This window comes from Streptomyces pyxinicus (assembly GCF_024753135.1).
Taxonomy (GTDB): domain Bacteria; phylum Actinomycetota; class Actinomycetes; order Streptomycetales; family Streptomycetaceae; genus Streptomyces; species Streptomyces pyxinicus.
Genome location: NZ_JANUGP010000021.1, coordinates 98434 through 119732 on the forward strand (window position 1 = coordinate 98434; position 21299 = coordinate 119732).

Sequence of the window (21299 nt, forward strand, 5' to 3'; positions counted from 1 at the left end):
CGACCGGCGGGAGCGGCAGGGCCGCCCCCGCGGGTGCGGTGCGGACCCCCTTACAGCCACTCTCCTTCCAGGGCGGTGGCGGTCAGGCCGGGGGCGGCGGCGTACAGGACGGCACGGCTGCCCGCCTTCTGCCCGGCGTCGTGCGCCCGCCGCAGGATGTCGAACACGGCGGCGCCACCACGGTTCCCGGTGGTGTAACTGTCCCGGCTGTGCTCCAGCAGCCCCGACGGCCAGGAGTCGGGCATCGTCTGCTCCATGTACTCCAGCACCCGGGTCCCGCCGGGATGCGCGAGCAGCAGGTCCGGATGCCACGGCTCGGGGGCGTCCCGGTGCCGCAGGCGCAGCCACTCCCACATCGCCGTGACCGTCTCCTGCACGGCGCGCGGCCCACGGCGGTCCATCACGAAGTGGGTGCCGTCCGCCCGCGTCTCCAGCCGGTGCAGGTCCCGGGTGCCGGGCAGGGTGTGGTGCCAGGCGGCGTCCAGCCGCAGCACCGACTCGGGCCGCGGGCGGCCCGTCACCACCGCGGCGACCGCGGTGTCCGCGAACAGTAGCCGCACGATGAGCGATTCGAGCGTGTCGTCCGCGGGCTGGTAGGTCGTGCTCAGCGCCTCCGAGATCACGACCAGGACCACCCGGTCGGGATCCGCGGCCACCAGCTCCGCCGCCAGCGCCAGTGAGCGGGTCCCGGCGACGCAGGCCCACTGCGTCGCCGGCAGCAGCATCGCGTCGCCGCGCAGCGGAAGCCGGTTGGCCAGGGCGACGTCCAGGCCCGGCAGCGCCGGGGTGGTGGAGTTGCTGGTGATCAGGCAGTCGACGTCCGCGACGTCCAGCGCGGCGATCTGGAGGGCGCCGCGCGCCGCGTGCTCGCCGTAGGCCTGCACGGCCTCGAAGGCCGGCGCGGTGCGCTCCTGGACGGTCTGCCGCCTGGGTATCGCCTCCAGGGCGGCGATCACGCGGTCCACGTCCTGCTCGGCGAACCCCTCCCGGAGCAAGGCGCGTTGGGTCTCCTCGGTGCCGGGTGCCCCCGGACCGCCGCCGGCCGCGACGGCGGCCTCCAGCGGCAGCATCCACCCGCGGGTCTCGATACCCGTACTGGCCGCGATGCCGTCGATCCGCGGCGCCCACGCCGCGTGCCGGTGCCGGTCGCGTACTTCTGCCACGATCTGGCCGGTCGTCACGGGGTGCGCGCCGTGTATCACGGCGGGAGGGCAGAGGTAAGCGGCCATGACGGGCACCTTTCCACGGGGAATGAGGGGGAACGTCACACGTGCTGTGCCCTGGGTCACTTCGGCACATCACACCCAAGTCCATGCCGATGCGGTCCATTTCCGGCACCGGCATCCGGCATCGAGCATGCCCGCTAAAGGGACATTTCCGCTGTGATCCACGCAACTCAGGCGGAAATTTGGTGGGGTGACACGGCCCACACCGCCGAACGGTCATGGCGACGGGGCCGGTGCGGGGTCCTGCCTACTGCCCCGCGGCGTTGAGGAGGTCGAGGGCGCTCTGCTGGCATCCGTAGTCGGTGGTGCCCGCGCCGCCGCTCCAGTGGGGGCCGTACTGGTCGAGGGTGTCGCGGTCCTTGGCGTAGGCCGTGTCCGCCCAGCGGTCGAGCGTCGACGCGTAGGGATGGCCGGCCAGTTGGGCGTCCAGCCGGCCGAGCCCCCGTACGTACGCCCCCTTGAAGGAGGGGCCGTCGCCGGTGCAGCCGTCGGACTCGCCGGGCTCGCGCAGCACGCCGTCGGTCTGGAGCCGGGCGGTGGAGGCGTCGGCCAGCTCACGGGCCGTACTCAGGAGACCGCTGTCACCGGTCGCCCGGTACAGCTCGGTGAGGCCGCCGAGCACGACACCCTGGTTGTACGTCCAGGTCGTCCGGCCGTTGTTGGCGCAGCCGTCGGTGAGACCGTCGTTGATCATGTGGTCCACGTTGACCATGCCGCTCTGCCGGAACCACGACCACTCCCGCCGGGCCCGGTCCAGATACCCGGTGTCGCCCTGGATCCGGTTGTGGAGCGCCGCGTTGAGCTGGAGGAAGAGTTCGTTGGTGATCGCGTTCTTGTAGGTCTTGGTCTGGTTCCACAGCACCCCGCCCCCGCACGCGCTCGTCCAGTACGCGTTCATGTGGTCGGCGTCGGCGCGCGCGGTGTCCAGGTACCGGCGGTCACCGGTGGCGTCGTACGCGGCCACCCAGGCCAGCCCCCACCAGCCGGTGTCGTCGAGGTAGTCGTTCGTGAAGTCGCCACCCTGCGCGCCGAGGTTCTTGTCGTAGGTGGCGGCGATGGCGTACTGGTAGCTCGGCATCCCGCTGGCCCGCGCGTTGTCGATGACGGCCGTCAGCGCGTTGGCCGCGGTCCACCAGCCGTCGCCCCCGAACAGACCGGTGCCCCGGTCGTACGACATCATCAGCGCGGTGGCGGCGGCGGTGCCCCGGCTCCAGGCGTTGCGGTCGACCCGCGCCCAGGCGGTACAGGTGATCTCCGGCCGGTCACCGGCCTTGCCGCAGGCGCGAAGTGCCCCGACGCCGGCGGTGTTCCAGTCGTCCACGTTGTACATCCCGGTGCGCCATCCGCGTGCCCCCTCGGGGGTCTTGGTGTCGCCGAGCTTGCTGCCCGACGACCAGGTCCTGCCGCCGTCGAAGCTGCGGTCGAGCCACACCTCGTCGCCGGGATTCCCGTTGTCGATCGTGGCCCAGCCCATGACATCGTTGTCGGACAGGTGCAGCCGGACCGTACGGCCGAAGAGCGAACTGCCGGCCGGGACGCGGTCCGAGGTGGCGGCGGCGGGGTCGCGGCCGTCGCAGTACGTGTCGCAGATCGCCGCCGCCGCGAAGTCGCCGCCGGCTTCGACGGCCATGGCGGGCGTGGTGGCCAGCAGGGAGACGGCGAACGGCAGCGCGGCCGCCCGTGCTCTTCTCAACAGGGCCATGGATTCACCTCTCTTGGACTACTGGCATCGTCCCGCGCATGTCAAGGCTGTTTGGGATTCACCCAACTCCTTGCGCCGATCCGGACGTTGGTCCTAGGTTGGGCCGCCTGTTAAGTGCCTGTGTAACTCCGCTTATCTCGGCACTTAACTCTCCCCACGCGCCAAGGAGTTCACCGCATGAGAAGAACCCTGTACTCGGCGCTCGCCGCCGCGTTCACCCTCACCGCACTGGGCCTGGCCACCGCGCCGGCGCAGACCGCGGCCGGCGCGCCCGGCGAGCGGCGCGAGGTGTTCGCGCCCGACGGGTCCATACGTACCGTCCAGGTGCCCCAACGCCCCCAGGCGGCACCGGACGCCCGCACCCGCGCAGCCGCGGCGGCGGCCACCGTGGAGCCCGTCGAGGTGAACGGCCCGAGCAGCAGCAAGCTGGACCTGGTCTTCGTCGGGGACGGCTACACCTCGGCGGAGCTGGACACCTACCGCGCCCACGTGCGCTCCAAGGTCGCCGAACTGTTCGCCGTCGAGCCGTTCAAGAGCTACCGCTCGATGTTCAACATCTGGCAGGTGAACGTCGTCTCGCGGGAGTCGGGCGTGGACGACGACCCCACCCCGGGCGTCCGCCGGGACACCGCCCTGGACATGAACTACTACTGCGACGGCCTGGCCCGGCTGCTGTGCGTGGACGAGGCCAAGGCCGCGCGGTACGCCGCCCAGGCACCGCAGGCGGACCAGGTCGTCGCCCTCGCCAACAGCACCACCTACGGCGGCGCGGGCGGCACGGCGGCCACCGCGGCCGGCGGCAACGCGCAGGCCGGACAGATCGTCGTCCACGAACTCGGCCACTCCCTGGGCGGCCTGGCCGACGAGTACGACAGCCCGGGCCGCTACCAGGGCGACGAACCGTCCGAGCCGAACGTCTCGGTCCACCCCCAGGCCGACATGGCCGCACAGCGGACGAAGTGGTACCGCTGGCTCGGGCGGCCCACCCCGGACGGTGGCACGATCGGCACCTACGAGGGCGCCAAGTACGCCGCCCTCGGCATCTACCGCCCCAGCCAGAACTCGATCATGCGCACCCTGGGCCGGGAGTACAACGCGCCCGGGCGAGAGGCCATGATCGCCGCGTTCTACCGCAAGGCGGGTGTCGCCGCCCAGGACCCCGCCCGGCCGACCGCGGCCGGCGGATGGCTCCTCCGGGTGCGGCCGCAGCACCCGGACGGCCCGCCGCTCCAGGTGAGCTGGCGGATCGACGGCCACCCCCTGGCCCACCGGGGCGAACGACTGGACACCTCGCACCTCCCGGCCGCCCTGCTCGCCGGCCGCGGACGGCACCGCCTCACCGCCACCGTGACCGACCCGACCCCCTGGGTACGCGACCCCGCGCTGCGATCCGTTCTCCGGGGCACCTTCACCTGGACCGTACGCATCTGAACACCACGGTTGCCCGACGCGCGGCGCCACTCGGCCGCGGGTCGGGCAATCGGCTTCCCGGACGACCTCACCGACCGCTTTCACCCCTCGCCTTAGCCCTGGAGAACCCTTGACGACCCAAGGGACCGGCTGGTCATGGGCGTTTGCCGGGTGGCGTAGTGTCTGTGCCTGGTTTGTTGGCCGAGGATCGGGTCGAGGGGTCGGGTGTGATGGTGGACGAGGGCGCGCGGGTGTTGCTGGACCGGTTGGTGACGGGGCGCGAGGAGTTCGTCGCGCAGTGGACGGGGCGGGTCGGTGAGGAGCTGCGGGGCCGGCTGAGCACGGTCGAGCTGAGCCGTGAGCTGGGGGAGTTGTACGAGGCGGTCGTGGCCGGACTCTCGGCGGGCGGACTGGACGGCCGTGGGGAGTCTTTCGGCGAGGCGCGGAGCCTGCTGATCGAATTGTCCCGCACGCGCGCGCGACAGGGTTTCACCCCCACGGAGACGGCACGGAGCGTATTCGCGCTGAAGGAGGTACTGGAGCCGGCTCTCGCCGCGGACGCCGAGGGCGCGCGGGTCTATTTGCAGTTCGCGCGTTTGCTTGACGACCTGGGACTGCTGACGACGGAAGCGTACGTGCGCACGCGTGAGGAGATCATCTCCTCGCAGGCGGAGCAGCTTCTGGAACTGTCGACGCCGGTCGTGAAGCTCTGGGACGGAGTGGTGGGCGTTCCGCTGGTGGGAACGCTCGATTCCGCGCGTACGCAGGTGGTGATGGAGAAGCTGCTCCAGACGCTGGTGGACAGCGATTCCACGCACGCCATCATCGACATCACGGGTGTGGCGACGGTGGACACCCAGGTCGCTCAGCATCTGCTGAAGACCGTGGTCGCCGCCCGGATGATGGGCGCGCAGTGCATCATCTCGGGAATTCGTCCGCAGATCGCCCAGACGATCGTGGCATTGGGCATCGAGTTCGGTGACATTCCGACGAACGCGTCACTGTCCGACGCCTTGCGTCAGGCCCTGAAGGAAATCGCGGCGAATGCCGAGGACGACGTGCGAGGCCTGCTGTGACCGATCGCGTTCCCGTTCTGAAAATCGGTGATGTCCTGCTGGTTTCCATCCAGACGGATCTGGAGGACCAGATGGTGATGGACCTCCAGGAGGACCTTTCGCACCGGATCGCGGAGACCAGTGCGAAGGGTGTCATCATCGACATCTCCGCACTGGAGATCGTGGATTCCTTCGTGGGGCGCATGCTGGCGACGAACGCGTCGATCTCGCGGGTGCTGGGCGCCGAGACCATTGTGGTGGGCATGCGGCCGGCGGTGGCGATGACCCTGGTCGAACTCGGGCTGTCGCTGACGGGTGTGCGTACGGCGCTGAATCTGGAGCGTGGGCTGAAACTGTTGCGGCGGATCAGCGCGGGCCGGGTATGAAGGACTACGGCGCCGAGTCCGCCTCGGCCGAGTCCGTGGCGGTGGCCAGCAGCAGCGATGTCGTCTCCGCGCGGCAGATGGTGCGCACCCTCTCCCAGCGCACGGGCCTGTCGCTGGTGCACCAGACCAAGCTGGTCACGGCGACCAGTGAACTGGGCCGGAACATGCTGATCTACGGCGGGGGAGGGGTGGTGCGGGCCGCGTCGGTGCTGGACGGTACGCGCTCGGGCGTGTTCGTCGAGTTCGCGGACGAGGGTCCGGGGATAGCGGACCTGGACCTGGCGATGACGGACGGCTGGACGTCGGGCAACGGCATGGGACTGGGCCTCAGCGGTGCCCGGCGCCTGGTGGACGAGTTCGACATCGCGTCCCGCCCCGGCGGGACCACGGTGCGCATTGTGAAGTGGAGCCGGTGAACGCTTGGGTCGTCGAGGCCGGCGATGTCTGCTGGCTGCGGGCGGACGTCGCGCTGGCGGCGGCCGCGCGCCGGGAGGCCGGCCAACTGGCCCGCGGCATCTGCCTGCCCGCCGAGACGGTGGGGCGGATGGAGCTGTGCGTGACGGAGATGGCGACGAACCTCCTCAAACACGCCCATGACGGTTCCCTGGCCCTCCGGGTCGCGCGCGGCGGCGGCCGGGTGGCGGTGGAGTGCCTGTCCCTGGACAACGGTCCGGGCATCCAGGACCTGGCGGGAGCGATGCGTGACGGCACCTCCGGGACGGGCACGCTCGGCATCGGACTGGGGGCCATCGGCCGGCTCGCGGACGCGTTCGGCGTCCACTCCCTGCCCGGTCGGGGCACGGTGGTGTTCGCCCGCTTCTGGACCGACACCCCCAGCCTGTCCCCCATACCCGAGCCCGCTGCCGCCGTGCTCGCGCCGCCTCCTGCCCCCGCTGCCGGGCTCGGCGGCGTGGTGAGCGGTGGTCTGACGCGTCCGATCAGCGGCGAGCAGGTGTGCGGTGACACCTGGGCGATCCGTGCGGTCGGGGACGAGGGCCGGAACGGGTCGCTGATGATGATGTGTGACGGTCTGGGGCACGGACCGCTGGCCGCGCGGGTCGCCGACCGGGCCCGGGAGGCGTTCCGGGAGAGCCGGCACACCAGCCCCGTGGCCGTGCTGGAGGACGTGCACCGGCACTTGCGGGGCACGCGGGGCGCGGCGGCGGCGATCGCCCTGGTCGACGTGGCACGCGGCCGGGTGGAGCTGGCCGGCGCCGGGAACATCACGGCCGCCGTCGTCACGGACGACACCCGGGTCGGCCTGCTGTCGATGCCGGGCATCGTCGGCGCCCACATGCCGCGCCCGCGGATGTTCGAGACGCCCTGGCCGCCCGGCGCGGTCCTCGTCCTGCACTCGGACGGTCTGAGCGATCGCTGGAAGCCGGCCGACTTCCCCGGCCTCTTCGGACAGGACCCGGCCATGATCGCCGGACAGCTCCTCAACCAGATGGCGGTCCGGCGAGACGACGCCGGGATCGCCGTCGCCGTACACCGCGGGCCATGACAGCCCCGGGAGAGGGCCATGAGCTGATCACGATCGCCGTGCGGGAGGGCGGCGACGTGGTCATCCTGCGCCGGTGCACCCAGTCCGCCTGCCGGGCCGCGGGGCTGACGGGCAGTGCCCTGGTCCGGCTGACCACGGTCGTCAGCGAGGCCGGGGAACACCTGCTGGGCGCGGCCGGGCTGACCGCGCAGCTCCGTCTGGAGGCGGCGGCCGGCCGCGCGGCGCTGGCCGTCTGCTTCGCCTGGCGCGAGGACCGCAGCCCCTCCCCGGCCCTGCTGAACGCCGCCGCGCGTCTCCTCGACGACAGCCGCCTCCTGCCCGCGGGAGGCGGCCGCCAGGAACTCGTCCTCGCCCAGCGCACCACCACCCCCGCCACCGCGGCCGGTGAGCTGGCCGCGCGGATACGGGTCCGGCTCGCCGGAGCCGACACGGCCGCCGACCTCATCGAGGCGCTGCGCACCCAGAACCGTCACCTGCTGGCCGCACTGGAGGAGTCCCAGGGCCAGCAGGAGGAACTCCAGCGGCTGAACGCCGAGCTGGAGGAGACCAACGCCGGCGTCATGGCCCTGTACTCGGAGCTGACCAGCGAACTCCAGGCGACGAACACCGGCGTGGTGGCCCTGTACGCGGAGCTGGAGGACAAGACCCGCCAGCTCGAACTGGCCCACGAGTACAAGACGCGCTTCTGGGCGAACGTCAGCCACGAGTTGCGTTCCCCGGTGAACTCCGTCATCGCGCTCGCCCGCCTGCTGGAGTCCGGCCCCGACCCGCTCAGCGATGAGCAGCGCCGGCAGACTGCTCTCGTCCAGGCCTCGGGCAGCACGCTGCTGGCCCTCGTCGACGAACTCCTCGACGTCGCCAAGGCCGAGTCCGGCCGCCTGGAACCTCATCCCGCCGACGTCGACCTCGCCGCGCTGCTGCACCAGCTCGCTGGCACCCTCCAGGGCACCGCTCAGCCCGGTGTCGGCCTGCGCATACCCCTCAGTCTGCCGGCCGGCCCGCTGGTCACCGACGAGGTCATGCTGACCCGCGTGCTGCGCAACGTGCTCTCCAACGCGCTGAAGTTCACGGCTGAGGGCGCGGTGACCCTGGACGTCACCGAGGAGGAGTCCGACGTCGGCCGGCACGTCGTCTTCCACGTCCGGGACACCGGCGTCGGCATCCCCGCCGACGACCTCGACCGCGTCTTCGAGGAGTTCTACCAGGTCCGTGGAGCGCACCAGCGCGGCCAGGCCGGCACCGGCCTGGGCCTGCCCTACGCGCGCAAACTGACCGAACTGCTGGGCGGCCGCCTCACCCTCGACAGCCGGATCGGCCACGGCACCACCGTCCTCGTCCGGATCCCCGCGTCCCCCGCCCGTCCGGCCGCCGGTCCGCTTCCCGGCCCGCCACCGGGCGAATCGTTCCGGCCCCAGCCCGCGCAGGGCAGGCGCCCGGAGGAGCCGGTGCTCCCGTCGGCCGGTGACGGGTCCACCGATCCGGCTCCCGCCGCAGTCGGTGCCGTGGGGGACACCGCAAGCGGTGCCGCGGCGGACGTCGTAGGCAGTGCCGTATCGGACGCGGTAAGCGGTGCCGTGGCGCGGTCGGTCGTGGTCGTCGACGACGATCCGGCCGTGATCCACGTCTTCCGCGCCCACCTCGACAAGGTCGCCACCCGGGTGAGCGTCGTCACCGACAGCACCCTGGCCGTCGCGACCGTCGCCCGGGAGCAGCCCGACGCCGTCCTCCTCGACCTCACCATGCCGGTCCTGGACGGCTACGAGGTGTACCGGCTGCTGGCCGCCGACCCGGCCACCGCCCGCGTGCCCGTGATCGTCCTGACCGCGCTGGAGGGCACCGACGTGGACCACTCCCGCCTGGCCGGCGTACGCGCGGTGCTGAACAAGTCCCGTCTCACCGCCCCCGAGCTGGCCGCCGCCCTGGCGGCCCTGCCGCCGCACCCCTCCCTGACCTTCCCGGCCGAGGACCCCCGATGACGACCCGACCGCCCGACACGGACCACACCCCGGCACACATCCTGGTGGTGGACGACGCCCCCACCAACCGGTACGTCCTGGCCACCCTCCTGCGCCGGGCCGGCCACCAGGTCACCGAGGCGGTCGACGGCACCCAGGCCCTGGAGCTGCTGGCCGCGTGCCGGCCCCCGGCCGAGTTGGCCATCGTCGACGTACGGCTGCCCGACATGACCGGGTTCGAGGTGTGCGAGCACATCAAGAGCGACCCGGCCACCGCCGCCCTGCCCGTCATCCACATCTCCGCCTCCGCCATCACCGTCAACGACCGCGCCCAGGGCCTGTTCCGCGGCGCCGACGCCTACCTCGTCGAACCCGTCGCCCCCGAGGAACTCCTCGCCACCGTCACCGCGAGCCTGCGCTACGCACGCGCCCGCCGCCGCGCCGAACTCCTCGCCGAACGCCTGCACCTGCTCAACCGCTTCACCCTGGCCCTGCACAGCGCCGGCGACGCCCACGAACTCGTCCGGGTGACAGCCGAGGCGGCCGCAGCCATATTTCGCTGTAGCGCCGCCGCCGTCCTCACCAGCCCCCAGGGCACCACCCTGACCGCCCACACCTGGCAGGACCAGCCCGGCCCCGCGCACCCGCCCGGCCCCCAGGTCCACACCCTGCCGACCCGCGCCAGACCGCACGACCACCCCGCCCACCCCGGCACCCGGTACGGCAGGACGACCGCGGCCGACCTGCCCTGCCTGCCCCCCGACCTGAAGGACCCGGCCCAGCGGCACACCGCCACCGCCCCGGCGAAGGCCGACCGCCCACCGGTGACCGTCCTCATCCGCGCCGACGCCGTCACCACCCCCGACGACGAACAACTCCTCACCCAGCTGGCCCAGGCGAGCGGACTGGCCCTGGAAGCCCTGCGCAGCTACAGCGAGGAACACGCCCTGGCCCTGACCCTCCAGCGCAGCTTCCTGCCCGAGACCCTGCCCACGACAGCGCGCGCGGACCTGGCCGTGCGCTATCTGCCCGCCAGCGAACGCACCGAGATCGGCGGCGACTTCTACGAGGCGATCAGCACCCCCGCCGGCCTGGTGGTGGCCGTCGGCGACGTCGCCGGACACTCCCTGGACGCCGCCATGGTCATGGGCCAGGTGCGTCACGCGCTGCGCGCCTACGCCGTCGAGGGCCACTCGCCCCACATGATCCTCACCCGGCTCGACCACCTGCTGACCTCCGTGGAACCCGGGGCCACCGTCACCCTGTGCGTCGTCCTCATCGAGTCCGGCTCCGACACCCTCCTGGTGGCCAACGCCGGACACCTGCCGCCCCTGCTGCGCGCCCCGGACGCCACCACCTCCTACGTCCACGAACACGGCCCCCTGCTGGGCCTGGGCCTGCCGCACCCGCCGGCCCGCAGGATCACCGCCGCGCCCGGAACGCTCGTCCTCCTCGTCACCGACGGGCTGATCGAACGCCGTCACGAGGACCTCCGGCACTCCCTGGACACCCTCGCCGCCGTGGTCGGCGAGAGCCTCACGGACCCGGAGGAGACCTGCACCCGCCTGCTGGAACGGCTGCCGCCCGACGGCAGCGACGACGTGGCCCTGATGGCCGTGCGCCTCAACGCCCCGACTCCGCCCGCCTAGGGGAGCGCGAACGCCGCCGCCCCGGCCGGATGTCGGCCGGGGCGGCGGAGGCGGATGCCCTGCGGGTCGGGTCCGGGGCTAGGTCCTGTCGTCAAACTCCCGCCGTTCGCCCGGAGGGCGGGCTTCGCGGCGTCAGGTGCGTGCTCTCGGTGTGCCGGGCCCTGATCCTCGTACTGGACGTACTTGGGTCAGGGCCCGGTGCGGCGAGAGTGCGTGCATGGCGTCGCGGAGCAGGCGTGAGTTTGACGACAGGGCCTAGCGCTTGCGCCGGTACACCAGCCACGCCGCGACCGCCGTTCCGGTGGCGGCCAGCAGCAGTGCGCGGTTGTCCCGTGCCGTCCGGGCGCCCTGGACGGTGCGGGCCCGCACCGGCTCGGGCACCTTCTCCTCCCACACCTGGCCGGCCTGGGCCACCGCCGCCCGGGCCTGCCCGGCCGCCTGGGCGGCCTGGTCCTTCACCGGGTCGGGCAGCTTCTCCTGCACGCGGGCGACCGCCTGGGCGGCCGCGGCCTTCGCCTGCTCCGCCTTGAGCACGGCCTGTTCGCGCAGCTCGCCGGCCTTGACGGCCGCCTGCTCCCGGACCTCGGTGGCCTTCTCCTGGGCGCGGGCCTTGACGTCGGCCTTGGCGGCGAGCGCTTCCACCGTCGCGCCGAGTTCGTGGCGGGTGTTCTCGACCTGCTCGCGCAGTTCCTCGGGGGACTCGGCGGTCGGCTCGTCGTGAGGCGGCTGGGTCATCGGTGGGCACTCTCCTTGATCTCGGCCACGTCGGCCTTCACGTTCTCGATCGTCTTCTCGGGTGCGGGCGGCGCGGCCTGGGAGACCTGCTTCTTCCCCGTCAGCGCCAGTACCGCGGCGATCACGCCGAGGACGGCGGTCACGACGAGGCCCGCGGCCCACACCGGCAGGACCACCGCCAGCGCGGCGATCACGGTGGCCACGAGGGCCTGAAGCATCAGGAACCCGACCAGGCCGGCGCCGCCGAACAGGCCTCCGCCCTTCCCGTAGCGCCTGCCCTTCTCCTTCATCTCCGCCTGCGCCAGGCGCAGTTCGCCGCGCACCAGCTCCGTCAGCTGCTGCGAAGCGCGTTGCACCAGCTCACCCACCGGTTCGGTGCCCTGTGCCGGGCGGACCGTCCCCGCTTGGTGCGGCTGTGTACTGGACGACATGGCGATCACCTCCCTGTACTTGTCCGTCCGCCGGAAGGACGCCGTGGCACCTTCCGGTCAAGCGCGCGTGTACCCCGTACGGGCCGGTTCAGGACACCGGACGACAGATCGATGACCCGGGGCCCCTCATCCGTCCGGGTCCGCACGAGAACACGGGCCCCGGCCCCGGCACGTACCGCGAGGGTGGGGCCGGCACCGGAGGCGGTGACGTCACCGGTGACGGCGAGCCCGTTCACCGCACGGCTCGCCGCCGCAAGCACGTACCAGGAGCCTTTCGGGGAGCGCCAGTTGGTGTGTACGACGATGCGCTGCGCGCCCCTGCCGCACGCGCCGGTCGCCCGCGGCCGTGCCACGGCCCGCGCCCGCCGGCCACGCTGCCCGGCGCCGGACGCGCCCACCGTGCGCAGGCTCACCGTGACGTCCCCCGGGCCGCGCCAGGTGTCGGCGCGCGAGCACGTCCACACCGCGTCTCCGGCGCCGTCGGGCAGCCGCTGCCGGGCGAAGTCCCAGGCGTTGACCGCCTTCACCCCGCGACCCCGCAGGGAGTTCAGGGAGCAGCCCAGCCGGGCCCAGGCGAGCAGGGCGGCCGGACCGGTGGCCTCGCGCGGCGGGGCGCCGGGGGCCGGAAGCGGCGTGTACGTCAGGTGTACGGGGGTCAGGTCGCCGAGCCCGGCCAGCAGGAAGGCGTGATGCTCGGCGATGCGCGAGGACGAGCGCAGGTGAAGCACCGGCCCCCGGCCGCAGTCGCCGCCCGCGCCGAAGACCGGGACCGGCGCGGTCAGCCCGTCCGCGCCCACGCCGAGCGGCCGGGCGGGGACATCGGGACGCAGGACATCGCGGGTGCCCGACTCGGCCACCCAGGGCGCGAGCAGGTAGCGCACCGCACCGTCCCGCACGACCAGGGCGACGGCGGCGGCCGTGGTCACGTCCGCGTCGTCCACCCGGGCCAGGGTCAGGGACCGTTCTCCGAGAGGCGCGGACTCGCTGTACCGGGCGAGACGCCGACCGTCGTACAGCAGCACCACGGTGCGACCGTCGGCCTCTCCCGCGTACAGCAGTTGGGGCGCCCGCGCGGGCGGACCGGCGGACGTGCCGACGCTCAGGCCGATCCGCGTCCCGTTCCGGCTCCCGGCCCACGTCGCCAGCGCCCGCCGCAGCAGCGCCCGGTCGCCGGTCCGCTCCCCGCGCGGCGGCCAGGCGGTGAAGTCGACGCGCGAGGTGGCCGTCCAGGCCCCCGGCGCCACCCGCACGACCGACCCGACGGCCGACGGGGTCCCGGAAACACGGCCCGTCCCCGCACCCGTCACGCCACCGGACCCGGCCGGCACCCCGCCGCACACCACCAGCGTCACGACGGTGATGAGCAACGCCAGCACCGCCGCCCCCGACAGGCGCACGCGCCGCCGCCGGCGCAGCAGGTCCCCGGGCCGGGCCCGCAGCGTGCACGGATCGAACTCCTGGGACGCCAGCGCACCGGTGGCGCGCACACCGAGCGTCGCGTCGAGCCGGCGCGCGCATCGCCCCTCGGTCTCGACGGCCTCGGCGTCACCGCATCCGGCCGCCTGAAGGGCCTCACGAGCCTGCGCTCCGGTGCGCCCCTCCACCCTGAGCAGGACGAACGCGGCCCGCGCGGTCGCCGACAGCTCCGACAGGGCCCGGCTCGGCACGAGTTCGTCGGCGCCGCCGGCCCGGGGCAGCAGCCGCAGCCCCCACACCACGGGCAGCCGGGGCAGCAGCAGCAGCCGCGGCGGCGGCACCCGCCGGGGCCATCCCACCGGCCGCCGGAACAACGCCAACACCTCGCGCAACACCGGCACATGCAGTGACCGGGAGGTGGGGGAGAGGTGGCCCGCGGCCTCCCGGGGCGCGGGCGGCCGGGGCACCACGGCGGGCAGCGACCGCTGCACCAGCGCATGGGCCGGCAGCACACGCCGGTGCCGGCTCAGCGAGACGGGCAGCACCAGATACGCCGGCCGCACGAGGTCGCCGTACCGCTCGGTGATCCGGCGCTTGGCGTGCGGCAGGCCGTGCGCGGTGGGCACCTGGGACAGACGGCGAAGCAAGGACGAAACCATTCAGACGGATGTCTTCCACGACCGAGGAAAGGGGAGCGAGAGCCGGCCCTCCTGCAAACGAGTGAACCCGGCCCCGGTCACCCCGACGGGACGGCACCCGACTCACTCCCGGACGCCCCACCGCGAGTTTTGGGACACGTTTTACGCGACGCGTGCAACTTGGACCCCTATCCCGGCTATCTGACAGGGAAGCGGGCCCGTAGGGGCCGAGGAACGACAGAGCGGGGCAGAACGTGGGACGGCGCAAGGGCAGCATAGGCATCGCACTCGTCACGGGGGCGGTACTGGTGGCCGCGAGTGCCTGCGGCGGAGGCGGCAGCGACCGGGCGGGCGGCGACGACGCGAAGGCGTCGGGCGGGCCGAGCGCGAGTTCCTCACCGTCACCGACGAAGCCCGCCGGGCCCCCGATGCTGCTGGAGACGATCACCCCGCAGACCGGCACCACCGTCGGCGTGGCCATGCCCGTCTCGGTGGTCTTCACCAACCCGGTGGCGGCCAAGGCACGCGCCACGGTGGAGAAGCACATGAAGGTGAGCGCCTCCCAGCCGGTGGCCGGCGCCTGGCACTGGTTCGGCGACAGGCGCGCCGACTGGCGCCCCAAGGAGTACTGGCCCTCCGGTACGAAGGTGAAGGTCGACGTCGACATGAAGGGCGTCAACAACGGCAACGGCCGTTACGGCGTCCGCGACTACACGCACACCTTCAAGGTCGGCGACGACGTGCGCGCGGACGTCTCCGTCACCGGCCACACCATGAAGGTGACCCGCGACGGCAAGGTGCTGCGCACCCTGTCGATCAACGCGGGCAGCGCCCAGTACCCGACGTGGAACGGCACGATGGCCGTCATCGACAAGCAGGAGAAGGTCCACATGACCTCCTGCAGCGTCGGCATCAGCTGTGACAAGGGCAGCCCCAACTACTACGACCTGACGCTGCCCTGGGACGTCCACCTGACCCAGTCCGGCACCTACGTGCACTACTCGACCGGCGACCCCAACCCCGGCAGCGGCAGCGCGCGCGGCTCGCACGGCTGCGTCCACCTGTCCATGGCGGACGCCAAGTGGTTCTACGGCCAGGTTAAGCAGGGCGACCCGGTCACCATCACCGGCTCACCCCGCGCCAAGGCCCCGGCCGACAACGGCTACGCCTCCTTCAACCTCGGCTGGGACCAGTGGCTCGCGGGCAGCGCCTCCGGCCAGTCGACGACCTCGGCTCTCTGACCCCACCCGCCTAGCTGCACCGCCGCCCGGTCCCGGACCAGGGCGGCGGTACAGCACTGCCACTCGGCCCGCCCCCGCCCATCCCCGGCGGGCACCTGTGAGAGCCGCCCCTGCGACACGGCCACCGCCGCTACCGTGAACACCGTGAGGGGTGGGAACCGAAGAGACCCGGCTGGGCCTGATCGACCTGACCGCCCGCTACGCCCTGGACGCCGGATACCACGTCGTCGTCGAGGGCATCCTCCCCGCCGACCACTACGGCGACATGCTCACCCGGCTACGCGCCGACCACCGAGGTCCGACCCACGGCTACTACCTGGACGTCCCGCTGGCCGACACCCTCGTCCGGCACGCCACCAAGCCGATCGCCGCCGAGGTCACCGAGAGTCAACTACGCGACTGGTACCGCTCCCGCGATCTGCTGCCCGACGGCACCGAGGCCGTCATCGGCGCCGCCGGCACGCTGCACGAGACCGTCCACCGCATCCTGCACGACACCGGCCTCGCCCACCTGCCCCCACAGAACCGCTGCCCCGCCCCGCCGAAGCGGAAGACACCGAAGCGGAATGCAGAAAGAAAAGACGTTTGTTCGGCCGCAGACGGTGCAGACGGGGAGTTAACACAGCCTTTATACGACGAAGCGGAGACGCATCATGGGGATCATCGCATGGATCATCATCGGCCTGCTCGCCGGTGCCATCGCCAAGGCGCTCATGCCGGGCAAGGACCCCGGCGGCATCATCATCACCATGCTCATCGGCATCGCGGGCGGTCTGCTCGGTGGCTGGCTGGGCAAGGTGATCTTCGGCGTTGACTCCGTCGACGGGTTCTTCGAGCTGTCCACCTGGATCGCCGCGATCGTCGGCTCGCTCATCCTCCTTGTGCTGTACCGCCTCGTCACGGGCAACCGACGCTCCCACCGCCACGCCTGAGCGGCGGGCAGGACGACGTCACCCCTGGGTTCAGCTCCGACCACCACAGGCCGGAGCTGAACCCGTTTCGCGCACGCACCACTGTCCACATCGGCGGAATCCCATGACACCCATGACACCCCCCACCCGCGAAGAAGAAGGCAACCGCTTCTGCAAGGCCTGCGGCACACCTGCGGAAGACGGCAAACTGTGCAGTCACTGCGGCGCCGTACTGGACCTCCCGGACGACGCGGGGCTCACCGAAGACCAGGGCGCCGCGGTACGACGCGACTTCGAAGGCCGCACGGACCACCACGAGGAACGCTGAGCCGAGCGGCGCCGGCAAGGGGAATCACTGGGCGCTCGCGGCGGGTCGTACGACGATCTCGTTGACGTTCACCTGCGGCGGCTGGGAGACGGCGTAGGCGATGGCGTCCGCGATCGCCGACGCCGGCAGAGCCACGGCGCGGTACGCCCGCATGGCCTCCCGGGCGGCGGGGTCCGAGATGCCGTCGGCGAGTTCCGACTCGGTGACGCCCGGCGAGACCAGCGTGACCCGGATGTCACCGGCGGACTCCTGCCGCAGGCCTTCGGAGATCGCGCGGACCGCGAATTTGGTGGCGCAGTAGACGGCGGCGGTGGGCGAGACCTCGTACGCGCCGACGGACGCGATGTTCACGATGTGCCCGCCGCCCCGCGCACGCATCACGGGCAGCGAGGCGGCGATGCCGTGCAGGACACCCCGCACGTTCACGTCGATCATGCGGTCCCACTCCTCCGTCCTGAGTTCGGCCAGCGGCGACAGCGGCATCACCCCGGCGTTGTTGACCATCACGTCCACCCGGCCGTACCGCTCGCCGGCGGCCGCCACGAAGGCCCGGACACTGCCGGCCTCGGTGACGTCCAGGTGCCGGGCCGCCGCCGTACCACCCGCGGCGGTGATCTCCGCGACCAGCCGCTCCAGACGATCCGTGCGCCGTCCCCCCAGGAACAGGCGGTGCCCGTCGGCGGCGAGCCGGCGAGCACTCGCCTCCCCGATCCCGCTACCGGCACCCGTGATCGCGACGAGCTTGGCTGTCTGCTGTCATGACTGCCCCTTCTCCCACAAGGACTTTCCGTCGAGGAGACCGAGTCTGGGCGGGCTGCGCCGGGCGGCCCAGGCCGTGTGCTGCCTGGGTACGCCACACCCAGGCGGCACACCGGGCCGCCGTACGTCCCGACGAGATGGGGATGGCGAGCCGCGGTGTGCGGCGGGTGGCCGGGCTGCGCCGCGAGGAGGCCGCCCGACTGGCGGGGGTGAACGCCACGGCGAATCGGGCGTGATCCCGGTGGAATCGGGCGTGGCCCCGGGAGTCAGGGAGAATGTATGTGCGAGGGGCCCCTCCCGGGTCCCGCTGCCCCGGCCAGCAGGGAGACCACGCCCGTGACAGGAGACCGACCGACCGCGTCCTCCGCCCAGCCGTCAGGTCCGGACGTGCTGCCTCCCGGGCAGCGGCGGGTGGTCGGCTGGCCGGTCTCGCACTACGGACCGGTGCCGCGCTTCCGCCCCGAGCGGTGGGACCTGAAGGTCTTCGGCGCCACCCGGCGGACGGAACCGTACGGCTGGACCTGGGACGAGGTCACGGCCCTGGCCCGCGTCACCGTCGTCGCCGACCTGCACTGCGCCCAGGGGACGACGTCGACGGGCCATGAATGGTTCGGTATCCCGACCGGGACGATTCTCCGGCTCGCGCCGCCCGCACCGGACGTCACCCACGTCATGGCCTGGGCCGAGTACGGCTTCAGCGCCAACATGCGGCTGTCGGACTTCACCGCACCCACCACCCTGCTGGCCACCCACCGGGGCGGTGAGCCGCTCACCGCCGAACACGGCTCTCCGCTGCGCCTGGTCGTGCCGCACCTCTACGGCTACAAGAGCGTGAAATGGCTCCGGGGCATCGAATACCTCACCGCCGACCGGCCCGGGTTCTGGGAGGAGCGCGGCTACCACCACATCGGCGACGTGTGGACCGGAAAGCGCTACTCGTACGAGGACGACGACGGCGACGCCACCCTCCTGCGCCGCTGACGGCTCACTCCCAGTCCCAGCACACGCCGACAAGGCCGGGATCCGTCTCCTGGTCGAAGAGGTGCACGGTGCCGTGGGCGTTGAGGGTGAGTTCCGCTGTGAACGCGGGCGCTCCGGACACCGAGGTCTGGGTGAAGCTGCGGCACCGCACCGGCAGGGCGGCACGGTCGAAGGCGATCTGAAGGGCGTACGCGCTGCCGGCGTAGAGGAACCCGCGCGAGTACTCGCGGCACGGCTCGCCCGTGCCGTCGTGGAAGCGATAGCGCACCATCGTCGTGTCGCCGGCCCGCAGCCGGGTGTCGAAGAGCAACTCGGCCGCCACCAGGCCCGCTTCCTGGTTCCTGCGCACCCGCCCCAGACGACAGTTCACGAGCCCGGTGACGTCGACCCGCTCGGTCGCGCAGCCCTGTTCACCGACGTGGACGGCGAGATACCGGTCCACGTCCTCCCGGTGGGCGCGCAGGACCTGCTGTGACTCGCGCGAGGCCAGCCGCCGACGGGCGTCCACGGTCACCGACTCGGACTGCATCACGGTGTGCAGGCCGCCGTCCTGCGGCGCCCCCAACTGCGCCAGTACGAGTCCGATGCCCGAACCGATCATGGTGCTGTATCTGCGGCCCGCCGGGTGCACCTTCGTGTCCCGTGGCTCCAGCAGCCTGGTCAAAGCGTGTTCGGGCAGGCCGAGGAGATCCTCCAGAGCGGCGACCACACGCAGCGACTCCAGCCGGCCCGGATGCCGGACGCCGCGCTGCCAGTAGCTCAGCGTCGTGACGCCCACCTGGATGCCCCGCTCGGACAACCGCTCACGGACCCGGTGCAGGGCCAGGCCCCGGGTGGACAGCGCCGTGTGGAGGGCGAGGGAGAACGGCCCCGTGCGCAGCGCTTCCCGCAACTGGGCCTCACCCACGGCACGGCCGGTCGCGGTTCTGCCGTCCGAGAGAGCCACTGCTTCCTCCTGCCCTGTACCCGAACCGGCCGGTGCCTGCGGCCGGGTCGACCCGGATCGGCCGATGACGTGAATATTCACCTCCGCCCCGGAGCCCGGGCGGCGTCGGCCGACCCGGGAGAGCTGCAGTGTAGGCCGCGTTGTTCACAACCGTCAGTCCCGCTGTTCACACTGCCGGACCTCGGCCCGGGCATGTCGTTGACCGTGACCCGTCATGACCGGATGCTCTTCGGCAAGCGTCCGGACGCTTCCCTCCCCAGCTTCCCGCCGGAAGACGTCCGGGCACTCCCCGTCTCCATCCCCCACAGGGAGAACCGGTTCCATGGCACCTCATTCACAGCGCTCGGCGCTGTCCCGGTGGCGTCGCGGCGTGACCGCCTCGTCCCTTCTGCTGGCCGCGGTCCTGTCGTCGACCGCGATATCGGTCACCGACGCATCCGCCGCCGGCACGAAGAACGTCCTCAACTTCACCGAACAGGAACAGAGCAAGGACAACTGGTGCTGGGCCGCCACCGGCGCGTCCATCGCCGCGTACAAGGGACACTCCGTCTCCCAGAACAGCTTCTGCAACGCCGCCTTCGGGAGAAGCCAGGACAGCACCTGTCCCAACAACCAGGCGACCCTCGGCAACGACCAGACCGCGTACCGGTGGCTGGGCATGACCCCCGGCACCTACATCACCGGCACCGTCAACTACGCCAAGCTCCAGAGCGAGATCGACAGCGACCGCCCCGTGCAGACCCGTATCGGCTGGTCCTCCGGCGGCGGCCACATGGAGGTGCTCTACGGCTACGACACCTCCACCAACTACGTCTACTGGGGCGACCCGTGGCCCGACGACTACCGCTACAACTGGGCCACCTACAGCTACTACCGGGACAACAGCGACTTCACCTGGACCCACACGCTCTACGGAATCGGAGCGTGACCCGATGACCGCCAAGACCCCCGACACCCCCAGCACCCCCCAGGCCGCCGTGACACGCCGCTCCACCGCGATACGCGCCCTCAGCGCCGCGACGCTGGCCGTCGCCGCACTCGGCCTCGCCACCACGACCGCCTCCGCCGGCACCGCACCCCACGCCCGCGCTCCGCAGACCTACACAGCCGCACAGCTGTCCGCGGCCCGGACGGCCGCCACCGACCACGCCACCATCACCGTCCTCGGCAAGTACTTCGCCCACGACCCCGTACGCGGCATCGCGCACGCCGTCCAGAAGGGACAGACCGCCCCCCGCGCGTTCGGCCGGAGCGTCACCGTCAGCTCACTGAACCCCGCGTTCGTGGCCGGGCAGACCGGCGCACCGGTCGCCAAGCCGTCCTACGTCGCCACCAACGTGGTGTCCCCCACCGGCCAGACGGCCACCGTGCAGACGGCCCTGGCGGCCAAGGACTGGCAGGTCGTCAACATCGCCAGCGGAACCAACGAGACCGACTACACCGCCAAGGCGCACGGCAAGGGCACGGTCTTCCGCGAGCCGCAGATCAACGCCTGGTACACGGTGCGCGGCGACCGGGTCCAGCCGCTCAACACCGAGGCGCGTGCGGTGGTCGGCCCCTCGGGGACATCGCTGGCCGCCTACTACCGGCACGTCCACAGCGCCTACGGCCACAAGCTGCCCGGCTCGTCCTACGACAAGCGGGGTGAAGCCGGCGGATTCGGCAACGCCGCCCCGAACGCCGCCGCCGCGCGGCACAAGTCCGCCGACGTCACGGCAGCCGCCACGACCGGCGGCATCTCCGGCACCGGCACCACACTCCTGGCCGTCGCCGCGGCAGCCGTCCTGGGCGCTGCCTTCGCCGTCCGCCGCCGCCTGTCCTCTCGCTGACGGGCACACGCGGCACCCCACCGCGAGCGGGCCCCGGCGACACACGCCGGGACCCGCTTCGCCGCGTCTCGCCCCCACGCCCCGCCCGACGTACAAGGACCCTGCCCTCGTCGGGCACGCCACCGGGACGTTCCGGCCCTCAGCGACTTACCGTGGGCCGCAGGCGCAGCACATCCGCTGCGAACCTCCCGGCGACC

20 protein-coding genes and 2 pseudogenes are annotated in these 21299 nt (G+C 72.3%); 15 read left to right on the forward strand and 7 right to left on the reverse strand.

What is annotated here, in order from left to right; genetic code table 11:
* Positions 1–50 precede the first annotated feature (50 nt).
* Both NX794_RS24725 and NX794_RS24730 read right to left on the reverse strand, forming a co-directional pair.
* Positions 51–1229: a beta-ketoacyl-[acyl-carrier-protein] synthase family protein gene (locus NX794_RS24725; protein ID WP_258781084.1), complete on the reverse strand. Its 1179-nt coding sequence runs from the start codon at positions 1227–1229 to the stop codon at positions 51–53.
* Between the two features lie 244 nt (positions 1230–1473).
* Complete coding sequence (locus NX794_RS24730; protein WP_428985949.1) at positions 1474–2928, reverse strand: glycoside hydrolase family 76 protein; 1455 nt, start codon at positions 2926–2928, stop codon at positions 1474–1476.
* A gap of 177 nt (positions 2929–3105) precedes the next feature.
* On the opposite strand from NX794_RS24730, the gene NX794_RS24735 reads away from it, so the two are divergent.
* The 7 genes from NX794_RS24735 to NX794_RS24765 all read left to right on the forward strand — a co-directional run bounded on the left by NX794_RS24735 (position 3106) and on the right by NX794_RS24765 (position 10887).
* On the forward strand, positions 3106–4359 hold the full coding sequence (locus tag NX794_RS24735; RefSeq protein ID WP_258781086.1) for a M64 family metallopeptidase: 1254 nt from the start codon (positions 3106–3108) through the stop codon (positions 4357–4359).
* A gap of 206 nt (positions 4360–4565) precedes the next feature.
* Positions 4566–5414, forward strand: a complete 849-nt coding sequence (locus tag NX794_RS24740) for an STAS domain-containing protein (protein WP_428985950.1) — start codon at positions 4566–4568, stop codon at positions 5412–5414.
* Complete coding sequence (locus NX794_RS24745) at positions 5411–5779, forward strand: STAS domain-containing protein (RefSeq protein WP_258781088.1); 369 nt, start codon at positions 5411–5413, stop codon at positions 5777–5779. Before NX794_RS24740 ends, NX794_RS24745 begins: the two co-directional genes overlap by 4 nt.
* Entirely contained in the window at positions 5776–6195 is a 420-nt protein-coding gene (locus tag NX794_RS24750) for an anti-sigma regulatory factor (RefSeq protein ID WP_258781089.1), read from the forward strand. Before NX794_RS24745 ends, NX794_RS24750 begins: the two co-directional genes overlap by 4 nt.
* Positions 6183–7283, forward strand: coding sequence for an ATP-binding protein (locus NX794_RS24755; protein ID WP_428985951.1), 1101 nt, complete (start codon positions 6183–6185; stop codon positions 7281–7283). The genes NX794_RS24750 and NX794_RS24755 overlap by 13 nt, the downstream gene beginning before the upstream one ends.
* Positions 7280–9259, forward strand: coding sequence for a hybrid sensor histidine kinase/response regulator (locus NX794_RS24760; RefSeq protein WP_258781091.1), 1980 nt, complete (start codon positions 7280–7282; stop codon positions 9257–9259). The genes NX794_RS24755 and NX794_RS24760 overlap by 4 nt, the downstream gene beginning before the upstream one ends.
* Complete coding sequence (locus tag NX794_RS24765; protein ID WP_258781093.1) at positions 9256–10887, forward strand: fused response regulator/phosphatase; 1632 nt, start codon at positions 9256–9258, stop codon at positions 10885–10887. Before NX794_RS24760 ends, NX794_RS24765 begins: the two co-directional genes overlap by 4 nt.
* 255 nt (positions 10888–11142) lie before the next feature.
* Here NX794_RS24765 and NX794_RS24770 read toward each other — a convergent pair whose 3' ends face one another.
* Genes NX794_RS24770 through NX794_RS24780 form a run of 3 tightly spaced genes read right to left on the reverse strand, consistent with a single transcriptional unit; the run spans position 11143 to position 14116 of the window.
* Positions 11143–11622 carry a DUF3618 domain-containing protein gene (locus tag NX794_RS24770; protein WP_258781094.1) on the reverse strand — a complete coding sequence of 160 codons (480 nt, stop codon included), beginning with the start codon at positions 11620–11622 and terminating at the stop codon, positions 11143–11145.
* On the reverse strand, positions 11619–12053 hold the full coding sequence (locus NX794_RS24775; RefSeq protein WP_258781096.1) for a phage holin family protein: 435 nt from the start codon (positions 12051–12053) through the stop codon (positions 11619–11621). The genes NX794_RS24770 and NX794_RS24775 overlap by 4 nt, the downstream gene beginning before the upstream one ends.
* A gap of 5 nt (positions 12054–12058) precedes the next feature.
* Positions 12059–14116, reverse strand: a complete 2058-nt coding sequence (locus NX794_RS24780) for a hypothetical protein (RefSeq protein ID WP_258781098.1) — start codon at positions 14114–14116, stop codon at positions 12059–12061.
* Positions 14117–14361: 245 nt separating this feature from the next.
* Between NX794_RS24780 and NX794_RS24785 the strand changes: the two genes are divergently transcribed.
* From NX794_RS24785 to NX794_RS24800, 4 genes and pseudogenes are all read left to right on the forward strand, one after another.
* On the forward strand, positions 14362–15348 hold the full coding sequence (locus NX794_RS24785) for a L,D-transpeptidase (protein WP_258781099.1): 987 nt from the start codon (positions 14362–14364) through the stop codon (positions 15346–15348).
* A 172-nt stretch (positions 15349–15520) separates the two neighbouring features.
* Positions 15521–15877, forward strand: a pseudogene (locus NX794_RS24790) (P-loop NTPase family protein); the annotation flags it as partial.
* Positions 15878–16001: 124 nt separating this feature from the next.
* Positions 16002–16280, forward strand: coding sequence for a GlsB/YeaQ/YmgE family stress response membrane protein (locus NX794_RS24795; protein ID WP_258781101.1), 279 nt, complete (start codon positions 16002–16004; stop codon positions 16278–16280).
* A 112-nt stretch (positions 16281–16392) separates the two neighbouring features.
* Positions 16393–16587, forward strand: a complete 195-nt coding sequence (locus NX794_RS24800) for a hypothetical protein (RefSeq protein WP_258781102.1) — start codon at positions 16393–16395, stop codon at positions 16585–16587.
* 24 nt (positions 16588–16611) lie between these two features.
* On the opposite strand, the gene NX794_RS24805 is transcribed toward NX794_RS24800, so the two are convergent.
* Positions 16612–17319: an SDR family oxidoreductase gene (locus NX794_RS24805; RefSeq protein WP_258781136.1), complete on the reverse strand. Its 708-nt coding sequence runs from the start codon at positions 17317–17319 to the stop codon at positions 16612–16614.
* 134 nt (positions 17320–17453) lie between these two features.
* On the opposite strand from NX794_RS24805, the pseudogene NX794_RS24810 reads away from it, so the two are divergent.
* Both NX794_RS24810 and NX794_RS24815 read left to right on the forward strand, forming a co-directional pair.
* Positions 17454–17564, forward strand: a pseudogene (locus tag NX794_RS24810) (transcriptional regulator); the annotation flags it as partial.
* 61 nt (positions 17565–17625) lie between these two features.
* Entirely contained in the window at positions 17626–18327 is a 702-nt protein-coding gene (locus NX794_RS24815; protein ID WP_428985952.1) for a molybdopterin-dependent oxidoreductase, read from the forward strand.
* Between the two features lie 4 nt (positions 18328–18331).
* Here NX794_RS24815 and NX794_RS24820 read toward each other — a convergent pair whose 3' ends face one another.
* Complete coding sequence (locus NX794_RS24820) at positions 18332–19273, reverse strand: hypothetical protein (RefSeq protein WP_258781104.1); 942 nt, start codon at positions 19271–19273, stop codon at positions 18332–18334.
* A 322-nt stretch (positions 19274–19595) separates the two neighbouring features.
* Between NX794_RS24820 and NX794_RS24825 the strand changes: the two genes are divergently transcribed.
* The gene (locus NX794_RS24825; RefSeq protein WP_258781105.1) at positions 19596–20201 is read left to right on the forward strand and encodes a papain-like cysteine protease family protein; all 606 of its coding nucleotides are present in this window, start codon (positions 19596–19598) and stop codon (positions 20199–20201) included.
* 4 nt (positions 20202–20205) lie between these two features.
* Positions 20206–21102 (forward strand): hypothetical protein, encoded by an 897-nt coding sequence (locus NX794_RS24830; RefSeq protein ID WP_258781106.1) that lies wholly within the window; start codon positions 20206–20208, stop codon positions 21100–21102.
* The last annotated feature ends 197 nt before the right edge of the window (positions 21103–21299 follow it).

Excerpts from the sequence above, each read along its gene's own strand:
- NX794_RS24725 (WP_258781084.1), bottom strand. The coding sequence starts at position 1,229 with ATGGCCGCTTACCTCTGCCCTCCCGCCGTGATACACGGCGCGCACCCC.
- NX794_RS24730 (WP_428985949.1), bottom strand. The coding sequence starts at position 2,928 with ATGGCCCTGTTGAGAAGAGCACGGGCGGCCGCGCTGCCGTTCGCCGTC.
- NX794_RS24735 (WP_258781086.1), top strand. The coding sequence starts at position 3,106 with ATGAGAAGAACCCTGTACTCGGCGCTCGCCGCCGCGTTCACCCTCACC.
- NX794_RS24750 (WP_258781089.1), top strand. The coding sequence starts at position 5,776 with ATGAAGGACTACGGCGCCGAGTCCGCCTCGGCCGAGTCCGTGGCGGTG.
- NX794_RS24760 (WP_258781091.1), top strand. The coding sequence starts at position 7,280 with ATGACAGCCCCGGGAGAGGGCCATGAGCTGATCACGATCGCCGTGCGG.
- NX794_RS24765 (WP_258781093.1), top strand. The coding sequence starts at position 9,256 with ATGACGACCCGACCGCCCGACACGGACCACACCCCGGCACACATCCTG.
- NX794_RS24770 (WP_258781094.1), bottom strand. The coding sequence starts at position 11,622 with ATGACCCAGCCGCCTCACGACGAGCCGACCGCCGAGTCCCCCGAGGAA.
- NX794_RS24775 (WP_258781096.1), bottom strand. The coding sequence starts at position 12,053 with ATGTCGTCCAGTACACAGCCGCACCAAGCGGGGACGGTCCGCCCGGCA.
- NX794_RS24795 (WP_258781101.1), top strand. The coding sequence starts at position 16,002 with ATGGGGATCATCGCATGGATCATCATCGGCCTGCTCGCCGGTGCCATC.
- NX794_RS24800 (WP_258781102.1), top strand. The coding sequence starts at position 16,393 with ATGACACCCCCCACCCGCGAAGAAGAAGGCAACCGCTTCTGCAAGGCC.
- NX794_RS24815 (WP_428985952.1), top strand. The coding sequence starts at position 17,626 with ATGTGCGAGGGGCCCCTCCCGGGTCCCGCTGCCCCGGCCAGCAGGGAG.
- NX794_RS24825 (WP_258781105.1), top strand. The coding sequence starts at position 19,596 with ATGGCACCTCATTCACAGCGCTCGGCGCTGTCCCGGTGGCGTCGCGGC.
- NX794_RS24830 (WP_258781106.1), top strand. The coding sequence starts at position 20,206 with ATGACCGCCAAGACCCCCGACACCCCCAGCACCCCCCAGGCCGCCGTG.